11 protein-coding genes and 1 riboswitch are annotated in these 12,578 nt (G+C 35.7%); of the genes, 9 read left to right on the forward strand and 2 right to left on the reverse strand.

Annotated elements, in window-relative coordinates; genetic code table 11:
* Positions 1 to 6: 6 nt before the first annotated feature.
* Positions 7 to 1,812 (reverse strand): oligoendopeptidase F, encoded by a 1,806-nt coding sequence (gene pepF, locus CD001_RS16635; protein WP_096188762.1) that lies wholly within the window; start codon positions 1,810 to 1,812, stop codon positions 7 to 9.
* Between the two features lie 255 nt (positions 1,813 to 2,067).
* Between pepF and CD001_RS16640 the strand changes: the two genes are divergently transcribed.
* The 7 genes from CD001_RS16640 (at position 2,068) to CD001_RS16670 (ending at position 7,812) form a co-directional block, all read left to right on the forward strand.
* Positions 2,068 to 2,913 carry an ABC transporter ATP-binding protein gene (locus tag CD001_RS16640; protein ID WP_096188763.1) on the forward strand — a complete coding sequence of 282 codons (846 nt, stop codon included), beginning with the start codon at positions 2,068 to 2,070 and terminating at the stop codon, positions 2,911 to 2,913.
* On the forward strand, positions 2,846 to 3,610 hold the full coding sequence (locus tag CD001_RS16645; protein ID WP_096188764.1) for an ABC transporter permease: 765 nt from the start codon (positions 2,846 to 2,848) through the stop codon (positions 3,608 to 3,610). Before CD001_RS16640 ends, CD001_RS16645 begins: the two co-directional genes overlap by 68 nt.
* An 18-nt stretch (positions 3,611 to 3,628) precedes the next feature.
* On the forward strand, positions 3,629 to 4,660 hold the full coding sequence (locus tag CD001_RS16650; RefSeq protein ID WP_096188765.1) for an aliphatic sulfonate ABC transporter substrate-binding protein: 1,032 nt from the start codon (positions 3,629 to 3,631) through the stop codon (positions 4,658 to 4,660).
* Positions 4,661 to 4,859: 199 nt separating this feature from the next.
* Positions 4,860 to 5,447: a TetR family transcriptional regulator gene (locus tag CD001_RS16655; protein ID WP_096188766.1), complete on the forward strand. Its 588-nt coding sequence runs from the start codon at positions 4,860 to 4,862 to the stop codon at positions 5,445 to 5,447.
* A 73-nt stretch (positions 5,448 to 5,520) separates the two neighbouring features.
* Positions 5,521 to 6,429, forward strand: a complete 909-nt coding sequence (locus CD001_RS16660) for a cation diffusion facilitator family transporter (protein WP_096188767.1) — start codon at positions 5,521 to 5,523, stop codon at positions 6,427 to 6,429.
* An 18-nt stretch (positions 6,430 to 6,447) separates the two neighbouring features.
* The gene (locus CD001_RS16665) at positions 6,448 to 7,347 is read left to right on the forward strand and encodes a gamma-glutamylcyclotransferase (RefSeq protein ID WP_096188768.1); all 900 of its coding nucleotides are present in this window, start codon (positions 6,448 to 6,450) and stop codon (positions 7,345 to 7,347) included.
* Between the two features lie 114 nt (positions 7,348 to 7,461).
* Positions 7,462 to 7,812, forward strand: a complete 351-nt coding sequence (locus CD001_RS16670) for a hypothetical protein (RefSeq protein WP_142303604.1) — start codon at positions 7,462 to 7,464, stop codon at positions 7,810 to 7,812.
* A 2-nt stretch (positions 7,813 to 7,814) separates the two neighbouring features.
* On the opposite strand, the gene CD001_RS16675 is transcribed toward CD001_RS16670, so the two are convergent.
* Complete coding sequence (locus tag CD001_RS16675) at positions 7,815 to 8,339, reverse strand: hypothetical protein (protein ID WP_096188770.1); 525 nt, start codon at positions 8,337 to 8,339, stop codon at positions 7,815 to 7,817.
* A gap of 361 nt (positions 8,340 to 8,700) precedes the next feature.
* A riboswitch (cobalamin riboswitch) is annotated at positions 8,701 to 8,895 on the forward strand.
* A gap of 138 nt (positions 8,896 to 9,033) precedes the next feature.
* Here CD001_RS16675 and CD001_RS16680 point away from each other — a divergent pair.
* Positions 9,034 to 11,244, forward strand: a complete 2,211-nt coding sequence (locus CD001_RS16680) for a ribonucleoside-diphosphate reductase subunit alpha (RefSeq protein WP_096188771.1) — start codon at positions 9,034 to 9,036, stop codon at positions 11,242 to 11,244.
* 21 nt (positions 11,245 to 11,265) lie between these two features.
* The gene (locus CD001_RS16685) at positions 11,266 to 12,303 is read left to right on the forward strand and encodes a ribonucleotide-diphosphate reductase subunit beta (protein ID WP_096188772.1); all 1,038 of its coding nucleotides are present in this window, start codon (positions 11,266 to 11,268) and stop codon (positions 12,301 to 12,303) included.
* Positions 12,304 to 12,578 lie beyond the last annotated feature (275 nt).

Here is a 12,578-nt window from a genome sequence, read left to right on the forward strand (position 1 = left end):
TTTCATTTATTCATAGCTTTCTTCAAGTTGGTCAATAAGTGAGCCAACATATGCGACAGCTTGTCTTATGGTATCTTTATTCTCCATATCAACACCAGCATGTTTCATTAATTCCAACGGTTTCATTGTTCCTCCGGCTTTCAATACTTCTAACCAGCGATCGACAACAGGCTGACCTTCTTCAACGATTTTCTTTGATACAATTGTAGATGCGGTCAACCCAGCCGAATACGTGTAAGGATACAATCCCATATAATAATGAGGCTGTCTCATCCAAGTTAATCCTGCATCATCATCCAAGACAACGGCATCTTGCCAAAAACCTGCAAGAACATCATGCTTGATTTTTGTTAATGTGTTAGCAGTATGCGGTTTACCTTGTTCAGCATGGTCGTATACTCGTCTTTGGAATTCTCCTTCAAGCAAATGAGTCACAAAGTTATGATAATAAGTACCTAATAGCTGTAATATAACCCACCTCTTCATTCTAGGGTCTGTCGTTTCACTTAGTAAATGGTGGCTTAAGAGCATTTCATTCATCGTAGATGGGGCTTCAACAAAATATGTTGATGGTCTCGTATCACCGATTCGCTGGTGTTTGTTGGCCAAATAGAAATGCCCTGCATGACCAAGTTCATGTGCTAATATAAATGCACCTCGCATTGTTCCTTTCCAAGTCATAAGAATATACGGATGCGCCCCATACGGACTTGCGCAAAAAGCACCTGTCATCTTCCCGACATTATCCGCTCTGTCAACCCATCGTTCTGTTAATCCTTTCTTCATGATTTCTACATACTCAGGACCCATTATCTCTAAAGATTTTAATATATGCTCAGAAACTTTTTCGTAAGAAGTTTCGGGTTGAAATTCCGTGTCTAAAGGAGCCTTCAGATCGCAAAACTTCATTTCATCTAAGTTTAGTACTCTCTTTTTCAGTTTGGCAAGGCGTTGCATATGTGGTGCTAGTTCATGATAAATAATGTCTAGCTGATTATGATACATTTCTCTCGTGACTTTCTGTGGGTGTAATAACATGTCAGTAACTGAATCATAATTTCGAGCTTTTGCGATAGTGACATGTTTTATCACCTCTGTCGAGTAGGTGGCAGCATATGTATTTTTATATTTATTTAATGTTTCCACAAAAGACTTATATGAGTTACGTCGTTCTCCAGAATGTGGAGACAATTCATACTGATCTTCAAATAAAGCAAAAGATAAAGGCTTTTCGACACCGTTATGATCAATAAATGTTGAAAAACTCATATCTGATAATTTACTCGTAGAATAAATTTTGTAAGGAGCAGAATGTACTTCACCTAAAGAGGCTAACACTTGTTCCGTTTCAGGTGAAAGTGAGTAGGGCTTCTTTTCTAATATTTGATCGATTTGTCGTTTGTAGTTTTTAAGTTCAGTTTCCTGTTCAAAATATACGTTAACCTTAGTATCGGGTAAAGACAAAATCTCTGATTCTATAAAAGACGTTTCTGCTTCAAGATTAGTTTGAATTTGTCTTACTTTGGCAAAATTCGATTGGGATAGAGGATTTGTACCATCTTCAGCTAACTTTAAATTTGCATAAGCAAACAAAAGGATTAATTTTTCTTGTAGTTGTTCTTTTAGCTTTAAGCATGATAATAAATAAGAGGGGCCTTCATGTAACTTACCTTTATAAGACGTAATTTCAGGTAACATTTTGTCAATGTCATTCAATTCGGAATGCCATTCCTGTTCTGTCGTATACAAATCTTCAAGTTGCCATGTTTCTTCAATATTTACTTCGTCACGTTTTGTTAACTCAATTGCCATATTTTCATCTCCTTTAAATTATTTCGCTTAACGAATTAATATTTTTATTGTACAACATAAAGTAATAGAAAAGTATGATATTTCAGAAATCAACTATAAAAGTAACAAATATGTGTAGTAAGAATACAAAAAAAGGATTTCTTTTATGGCACGAAAGAATTGTTGACACTTATATATAAGGCATCATATACTAAAACATATTAATCCGACAAAAATAATATGATTTATAGAAAATGATCATTAAGGGGGAGTTGTATGGAACGCGTTTCGATAAAAGACGTTGAAAAAACGTTCGTTAATAAAAAGGAGAAATATTCCTTTACCGTTTTTGAAAATCTCTCTCTCTCAATTGAAGATAGTGAATTTGTATCACTGTTGGGACCGTCAGGCTGTGGCAAATCAACGTTGCTCAATATCGTAGCTGGATTAGATGAAGCAACAAACGGTGACGTTTACATTGATGGTAAACGAATCAAAGGCCCAGGTTCTGATAGGGGAGTCGTTTTTCAAGAGGCTGCACTAATGCCATGGCAGAATGTATTAGAAAACGTCATGTTTGCATTACGGAAGAAAATGAACAAATCGGAAGCAAGTGAACGTGCGAAAAAGTATATAAAATTAGTTCATTTAAGTAAATTTTTACATTCATATCCACATGAATTATCAGGTGGAATGAAACAGCGTGTTGCAATTGCAAGAGCGTTAGCGATGGATCCACAAGTCTTATTAATGGATGAACCATTCGGTGCATTAGATGAGCAAACAAGAACAATGCTCCATCAAGAAGTACATTACATTTGGGAAGAGACGAAAAAGACGATTTTATTTGTTACTCATAACATTCGTGAATCTATTATGCTATCAGATCGTATTGTTCTGATGGGAACAAGACCAGGCGGAATTAGGGAGATTTTTCATGTGAATCTTCCGAGACCGAGAGTTCCTTCTTCTCCTGAATTTATTAAACTTGAACAGGATATTATGTCTATATTAGGTGGAGAAATTGAAAAAGTGATGAGGGAGGAGATGGGCGATGATTTCAATTCTAAGAAGGCTAGCCTTCTTTACGGTACTCATCGTAATTTGGGAGATCATATTTAGAATTTATTCACAAGAAACAACACTATTTCCCTCTCCGTTAGGTGCAATAGAACAACTGTATATCGGATTCTTTGAAACAGGTATTCTCACTGTTGCATTAGGTGAAAGTTTACAACGGATTGCGATTGGTTTTGCATTAGCTGTGATCATTGGAGCTTTTCTAGGGATATTATTAGGAGTTTCTAAAATAGCTGACGAGACACTCGGTTCTCTAGTAATTGCCTTACAGTCAGTACCAAGTATTGTCTGGTTGCCGATAGCTCTTGTCGTTTTTCAAGGAGGTCCAGCAGCGATCTATTTTGTTGTTATTCTCGGTGGAACATGGGCGATGACCTTGAATATGAGGATGGGCATTAAAAATGTTCAGCCGATATTAATACGTGCTGCTAAAACGATGGGATACAATCATACAGAATTAATTTGGAAAGTGATGATTCCGGCATCTATCCCGTCTGCCTTAACAGGTGCAAGGCTAGCATGGGCCTTTGGATGGCGTGCTCTAATGGCAGCTGAACTTATTGGCAGTGGTGGATTAGGCCGAACATTAATGGATGCTCGTGATTTCTTTAATATGGATCTTGTCGTCGCGATTATGATTATCATTTCAGTTATAGGATTAATTGTTGAATATTTTATATTTAGCAAAATTGAAAAAACAGTTCTTTCACGTTGGGGACTATCAAAATCTGCATCGTAATAAAGAGGAGGAGCATAGATGAAAAAAATGTTAGGTGTATTATTAATAGCCGCAAGTACAGCCGTTTTTACTGCTTGTGGTGAAGGGGAGACATCAGGTGGTGAAGGTGCACAAAGCAATGAATCTGACGGGGAAATCAATATCGGATATTTCCCGAATTTAGATCATGCTGCAGGGATCATTGGGAAAGAAAAAGGTTATTTTGCAGATGAAATTGAAGGATATGACGTTGACTTTATTAATTATCCTAACGGCAATGATTTTGTAGATGCGTTAGATACGGGCGTCATTGATATGGGGTATGTGGGACCAGGACCTGCCATTAATTATTATTTATCTGGTGGTGATGTCGTCGTCGTTGGTTCTGCTGCTAACGGAGCGACATTAATCGTCTCCCGTGAAGATTCAGGAATTCATACGTTAGAAGACTTTGATGGAAGTTCATTTTGTACTCCAGGAAATGGATGTACACATAATGTCCAGTTAGAAATTATGTTACAAGAACTTGGACTAGAATCAAACCGTCTAGGTGGAACAGTTGAACATCAGTCACGCGTAAATCCAGCTAGTATGGTTGCGATGTTTGAACAAGGCCAAATTGATGCAGCAGCAGCACCTGAACCTTGGGGAACGTTGCTCGTTGAAGAGCATAATGCAAATGTTGTCACAGAATGGAATGAAGTATTTTTAGGGGAAGAACTTGCAAGTGTTGTGTTCGTAACGACGAGTGAATTTTTAGAGGAGAATCCTGAAGTAGTGGAGCAAGCGATGAAAGCTCACCAGCGTTCTGTTAAATTTGCACAAGAGAATGTAGATGATACGTTAGAAACAGTAAATGATTTAATTTATGATTTAACTCAATCTAGATTACCTGAGCATGTGTTAGAAAAAGCTTGGGAGCGTATGGTTATTACAACTGAAACACATGGTGATGCTCTACAAGCGTGGGCAACAGCGTCTTATGACCTACAATTTATGGATCAAGAGCCTGATTTAGACGGGTTTGTCGATACAACTATTCTTGATAAAGTTATAAATGAAGATGAGTAAAGTAGTAAAGAAGTCAAGATTTCCTTGGCTTCTTTACTTTTGTTATCGTGATCTTACTTTTCTCTATTACGAAAACTAGATGCAGTTCATCATATTCCCTCCCTTTTCGAGTCATACTTAAATACATCAAACATTTGACCTTTGCAATTAGGAATGATAAAATGACTGACAGTCAGTCACGAAAGTGAGGGGAGTACCATTGCAAAATAAGGAACGTAAATATGAACTGCTACTTGATTCAGCAATTAAGGTGATGACGGAGAAAGGCTTTGAGAAAACAGCTGTTTCCCAAATTGTAAAAGAGGCTGGTGTCGCTCAAGGGACGTTTTATTTGTACTTTTCTTCTAAAAGCGAAATCATACCTGCAATCGCAGAACGAATTTTTAATGAACAAATGAACGAAATTAAAAGTCGTAACAAATCAGAGCATACATTCCTTGAAACGTTAAACGTAATGATAGATGTCACATTTGAAATGACGTACAAATATAAAGAAGTGATTATTTTCTGTTATTCTGGAATTGCATTTTTCCATTCGTTTCATCGATGGGAAGAAATTTATAAACCGTATTACGATTGGGTGGAACAGCGTTTAACATCTTATATTGAAGAACATGGAATTTCGATTGATATTCACACATTTGATTACGTTAAAATGATTGTCAATGCGATTGAAAATACTGCTGAGAATTACTATTTCTCAAACAACGATGAACAAAATGAGGAGAAAGTATCTGAATTAAAAAGGCAAGTGTTTATCTTTTTAGAAAAAACACTGAAAGAATAAAGTTCCTCAATAGACAATGAGGAATTTTTTTAAGGTGAAAAATGACTGATAGTCATTCAGAGAGGTGTTCATAATGAAAAATAAAATGGAAGATTTATTTTTACTTTTATCTGTAGTAGGAGCTCTTATTTTTGCTGTAATCGGTCTGATTTGGGGGGGCCTTGCAAATTCACAAATGATCTTATTTGATGGAGTCTACTCCTTTATTAGTGTTTTACTATCTTTAATGACACTTTTAGCGGCGAAGTATATTCGTAAAAACGATCAAAAACGATTCCCGTATGGTAAATTAATGATTGAACCATTCGTTATTTTAATCAAATACTTTATTATTGCGATCATCGTTTTATCTGCTGGTATTATAGCAGTTATTGACCTGTTTTCAGGCGGGAGAGACGTTTCCCTCAATTCAGCAATCATATATTCGATATTTTCGACAATTGGTTGCTTCGTCTTCGTCATATATATTAAAGTAAAAAACAAACAGAAAATAACTGGATTTATAAGAGCTGAAATGAACCAATGGTTAATGGACGGTTATTTAAGCTTAGGAGTTTTTATCGGGTTCTTCGCAGCTCAATTACTTGCGGGTACAAACTATGCATACATCGTTCCATATATCGATCCTTTTATGGTATTTATTGTTGCAGCTATTTTCCTAAAAGTTCCATTAAGCTCTATCATTTCAAATACACGAGAAATTATCGGAATGGCTCCACCCGAAAGTATAAGTCAAGATATTCAATCAATCGTTAAAAATAGTGAAGCGAAGTATGGTTTTAATGAGTCATTCGTACGAATTACGAAAGCAGGCAGTGGGATGTATATTGATATCGATTTTATCGTGACGAAACATTCGAAAGTATCTCATGTTGCCGACCAAGACTGTGTTAGAGAAGAACTATTAGTTAAACTTCAATCTTTTCATCCTGATCCGTGGCTAACCATTACTTTTACAACTGATCGAAAATGGGCTCTATAAATAAAGGGGAGATTTTCAGTGGGGAATAAACATTTACTATTTGTCTACGGAACGTTAAGAAAACATTGCACGAATCATCACTTTCTAAAGGGAGCAACACTAGTTGCAGAGCAAGCTAGAACAAAGGGCGAGCTTTACGATACTGAATCGGGATATCCAGCTTTACGCTTTAATGGTCATGAAAATGTCTATGGTGAACTGTATGAAGTTGATGATATCCTTTTAGCTTCGATTGATATGTTAGAAGGCTATGAACAATGGAGAGACGAGAATTTATACGAAAGGACAATAAGCAGTATAAGGTCCGATCGAGGTGATTATAAAGCGATCGTTTACTATATGTCTGAAAAAAACGATGAGATGCTAAGGAATAAAATAGATAGTGGGGATTGGAAACGATATGAGTTTGAACGAAATAACACTCCTTATTTCTATTATTTTGCCTTTGGCTCATGTATGGACATGGAAAGGATGAAAATAGCCGAAGTTGATCATCTATTTTCGAATGTAACTGGGGCTGGAAAGCTTCCAAACTATGAAATCTGCTATCGAATCCACCGTCCTGATGGTGGTAGAGCGGATATATCTGAAACGGGGAAAGAGTTAGAAGGAATCGTCTATTATTTACCCTACGAAGCATTACAATATTTATATGAAAGGGAAGGGGTTTACACAGGGATGTATCGTCCGATATTCGTCGATATTACTATCGGTGAAAAACAGTTTATTAATGTATTATCATTTACTGTCATTAATAAGAAAAATGAATTAACCCCGCCTGATCATTATGCGATAGAAATTTTAAGAGGGGCTAAAGGCCGAGTATCAAAGGAATATTTTGCTTACCTCACTCAACACATGGAGAATCTAGGCGTCAATGTTCATCAATTATTAAAAAAAATAGAAGTACCTTCATAGCAAAATCCATGCTGATTTTGAACGTTAAATTGTTCTTTCATGAGTGAACTTTGCATGATCATGATGCATAGTGCCGCTTTAATTGGCGGCACTATTATAATATGACGTTTAAACATGTTCTGCTTCGTTCATACTGCAAAAAAGGCCGAAGTAGAGGTGAGTAAAATGTTTATTTTGTATTTATTGTTATCAGTTACATTTGTTCAAGCAGTCCTTATTTATTTCTCTAAAACTCAATTACCTGCTTCATATAAAACAAATTGGATTCCTTTATCGTTTTTGAGTACTGGGGGAATGAAGCTTATTGTTAGTTTATTGATTCCAAGCACTATTGGGATGGTTTTATTTATAACTGGTTTCATTTTTATCATTTCGTCATTTGCTATATTATTGTTAACAATAGTTGTAAAAATAGTTACGAATGCTAAAGCAAAAAAAGAATATCGCCGCGAATATTCCTTATAAGTTTAAACAGAAGGCTGCCAATAAATAAGGCCAGTTTGTGTTTCGTGTTCGATGGCCACATGAAAATGATGCTTTTCATAAAAATGAACTAACCGATCGAGGTGATCCCAATCGCGCTCAACGAGATCTCCTTTAATGCATGCGATATTTTGATTTAACGCATGCTCTTTTAGAAATTTCATACATATGGATCCGAACCCGCGGTTTTCTTCACCTCGTATGTCATCGATCTTTATATTCATTTGTTCATCATATTGAGCATGGATCGAAAAATCCCAGGAACCATTAAAGGGTGTTTCACAATTATGCAACATAATCTTGCAAATATGACCATCGTCTGCTGAATAGACGATTACCCATTTATCATCTTTTGTTTGGTCTATACCTAATATATTCCATTTTTTCGAGATTTTTTTCATATTTTCTTGCATTCGAAAGATTTGAAACTCAAGATCATCATATTCCTCAATGAGTGTTTCTTTCTTTTTATCTTCTTTTCTTTCAAATGCAGCTGCTGATAAAAACAAAGAAATTCTCCTTTCAAAAACATCATATTACATGTAGATCTCTCTAATGCTTCAATTACGAAATATACACAACATATTTCAGCTCACAAGTTTGCAATTTTACTAGAAAATGAACTAGAATGCAATGTTGTGATTACCGAAAAATACGACTAAGATAATTAGTAGTATGAATTACTATATAGAGTGGTTGTAAAATACAATACAGCTGTTTTATTGAGTGTCGGTTCTCTACTTTCATGAATATTTTTTTAACAGGAATGAAATTTTCCTATTGTAATTAAAAATAAAAAGATGTATGATAGAGTACAATATATAGATGTTAATTCCTTGAAATTACACTATATATAGTGTAACTACAATTCGATATTGAGGAAGAACAGGCGCCTATTCTAGGCATAATAGGGAATCCGGTGTAACTCCGGAGCTGTCCCCGCAACTGTAAATGTGGACGAAATGAATGACCACTGTATAAGTTTGTATAAAAGCAGCTTATACGGGAAGGTTCAGAGTAGTATGAAGCATAAGCCAGGAGACCTACCTGTTTTCCTAAAGTTTCTAGTCTTCGGGGGGTGAGATATTGAAACGGCGACACGATTAAAAAACATCCGTTTTTTACATTCTATTGCCGTATTCTCAACCTTCCATATAGTGGAAGGTTTTTTTATTAAAAATTTTAGTGAAGCAGGTGTTCAATATGTTAAAAACTATCAATCGAATAACTGAATTAACGAATGAATTAGCAAATCAGTATCCCTCACTTTCATGGGATCATTTTCACGAGCGGCTAAAAAATAAAAACATTGAACTAGCGAGTATTCATAACATTTCTGATCAAATCGTCATGACAGCATTAGATCAACTGACTGCTGAGGAGTCTGATTGGACGTTTGTTGCAGCACGATTATTTTTAACTCAACTTTATACTAATGTCGAAAATAGCCGTCGTATGAAAGCTTATGATGACTTTCACAGTTTATTAGTATATTTGACAGAAAAAAAATTATACAGTGATCAATTAATGTCATTATACAGTTCAGATGAAATCCGTACGTTAGGAAATCAATTAAATAGCGAAAAAGATCATTTGTTTACATATATCGGGCTAAAAACGATTGCTGATCGTTATTTATGTAAAGATCATGATGGAAATATTGTTGAGTTACCTCAAGAGCGTTTCCTCATCATCGCAATGACATTAATGATGAACGAAAAAAAAGATCAGCGTCTTGAATTAGTGAAAGAAGCTTATTGGGCTCTTTCGAATTTATACATGACAGTTGCAACACCAACGTTAGCAAATGCAGGTAAAACTCACGGGCAACTTTCCAGCTGCTTTATCGATACAGTTGATGATAGTCTCCGCGGAATTTTTGACAGTAATACTGATGCTGCAACAGTGAGTAAAAACGGGGGAGGTCTAGGAATTTATTTAGGGAAGGTCCGTGCAAAAGGGAGTTCGATTAAAGGGTTTAAAGGGAATTCATCCGGTGTACTCCCTTGGATGAAGCAATTAAATAACACCGCAGTCAGTGTCGATCAATTAGGGCAACGTCAAGGTGCAATCGCTGTTTATCTTGATGTGTGGCATAAAGATATATTCTCCTTTTTAGATGCAAAACTAAATAACGGTGATGAACGACAACGAACACATGATTTATTTACCGGTGTATGTTTGCCTGACCTCTTTATGGAAAAAGTGGAGTCAAGAGAGGATTGGTATTTATTTGACCCACATGAAGTGAGAGAAGTGATGGGCTTTTCACTAGAAGATTATTACGATGAAGAAAAAGGGAGTGGCAGCTTCAGAGAGAAGTATGAAGCATGTGTGTTATCTAATGAACTAACTTATGAAAAAGTCCCAGCGATTGACATTATGAAGAGAATAATGATCTCACAGCTTGAAACGGGTACACCTTATATGTTTTATCGTGATAACGTTAATCGGGCAAATCCAAATAAACATCAAGGAATGGTGTATGCTTCAAATTTATGTACAGAAATTATGCAAAATATGAGTGCAACAACTGTCATTGAAGAAACGATTGACAATGGAGAGATTATTACTCGTAAAAAACCAGGCGATTACGTTGTTTGTAATTTAAGTTCGATTGCTCTTGTAAGAACATTAAAAGCGAACGTATTAGAGCGATTAATCAACATTCAAGTAAGAATGCTTGATAATGTCATTGATATTAATTCGCTTGATGTACCTCAAGCACATTTAACAAATAACAGATATCGCGCGATTGGCTTAGGAACATTTGGGTGGCATCATTTGCTCGCTATAAATAATATAAAATGGGAGTCAGATGAAGCAGTCGCATATGCAGATGAACTATATGAGGAAATCGAATATTACACAATTAAAGCTAGTATGAAAATTGCAAAAGAAAAGGGAGCTTATTCGTATTTTAAAGGTTCTGATTGGGAGAACGGGACTTATTTTGAGCGTAAACATGACAAATCAGATAGATGGAAAGGACTTCAAGAGGAAATAAAAGTACACGGTTTAAGAAACGGCTATTTAATGGCAGTTGCACCTAATTCAAGTACGTCAATCATTGCGGGTTCTACCGCTTCGATTGATCCAATTTTCAATAAAGAATATGCGGAAGAAAAAAAGAACTACAAAATACCAGTAACTGCACCTGACTTATCGCCAGAAACAACATGGTATTATAAGCCAGCTCATCTAATTGACCAAGAGTGGAGCATAAAACAAAACGCAGCAAGACAGAAGCATATTGATCAATCTGTATCCTTTAATCTATACGTACAAAATACGATTAAAGCAAAAGAGCTGCTACATTTGCACTTAACAGCATGGAGTCACGAGCTAAAAACAACTTATTATGTTCGATCGACTTCAAGCAACCTTGAGGATTGCGAGAGTTGTTCAAGCTAAGTGACAAGAGGGGGATTTTCAATGGAAAAATTAAAAGAAAGAAAATTATACGATGTACATGCACCGAATGCGTCAACAAAAATTATCAACGGGGAAAGTTCGAACGTACTAAATTGGGACGATGTAAGGTTTACTTGGGCATATCCGTTATATAAAAATATGCTAGGCAACTTTTGGACACCGTTTGAAATAAATATGTCAACTGATGCGAAGCAATTTCTCACCCTATCTGATGAAGAGCAGGAATCTTTCAAAAAAATTATCGGTCTTCTTGCATTTCTAGATAGTATCCAGACTGACTACTCGATGCATGTCGCACGATATTTAACTGATTCTAGTTTATCGGCCTTAATGACAGTATTATCATTCCAAGAAGTTGTTCATAACCAAAGCTATTCTTACGTTTTATCAAGTCTAGTAAAGAAAAGCGAACAAGATGAAATTTTTGAATACTGGAAACATGATGAAGTTTTAAGAGAACGTAATGACTTCATAGCGGAAGGATACGAAAATTTTGTCCAAAATCCAACACCGAAGACATTTTTACAATCAATCGTATATGATGTCATATTAGAAGGATTAAATTTTTATTCTGGTTTCAGCTTTTTCTATCATTTGGCAAGAGAACAAAAAATGGTCTCTACTTCAACGATGATTAATTATATAAACAGAGATGAACAATTACATGTTTATTTGTTTGCTAATATCTTTAAAGAAGTTCGCAAAGAATTTCCAGAACTTCAAGGCGAAGAAATAGATAAGTTCGTTCAAAGCACGTTTATTAAAGCAGCAGAGCTCGAAACAAAATGGGCGAATTATATAATCGGTAATAAATTCCCTGGAATACCTCTTTCTGATTTAGAAAACTATATTAAATTTATGGCGAATAAACGGGTAAATGAACTAGGAGTTGAAAGACCATTCGATGGTTATCGATCTAATCCAATGCGTTGGATCAAAGTGTATGAAGATATGAACAGTGGAAAAACAGATTTCTTTGAGCAGAAATCAAGACAGTACACAAAAGTATCTGAAGACAATGGCTTTGACGATTTATAAGAAAAACGTAGCTTTCAAAATGATGAAAATGAACGTGCTTCTGGAAAAAACTAGTAAAGTAGAGAGGCTGTCCCAAAAGTGACAGTCTCGTCTTTTTGTCCCTTCATAAAGCTTGATATCACATTTCCTTCAACATATCGAATTTTGTACGCTAGCAAATTTCAACCTTAAATACTTGAATTCCTGTACGCTGAGGACATGGGCTATCTAGTTGAAAGATATGTTATGCTGCAGCTTCTGCCCCTTTGAAATCAGGGATTCTATCTTTCAAAGGG

Source organism: Evansella halocellulosilytica (assembly GCF_002335745.1).
In the GTDB taxonomy this organism is placed as follows: Bacteria; Bacillota; Bacilli; order Bacillales; family Salisediminibacteriaceae; genus Bacillus_CA; species Bacillus_CA halocellulosilytica.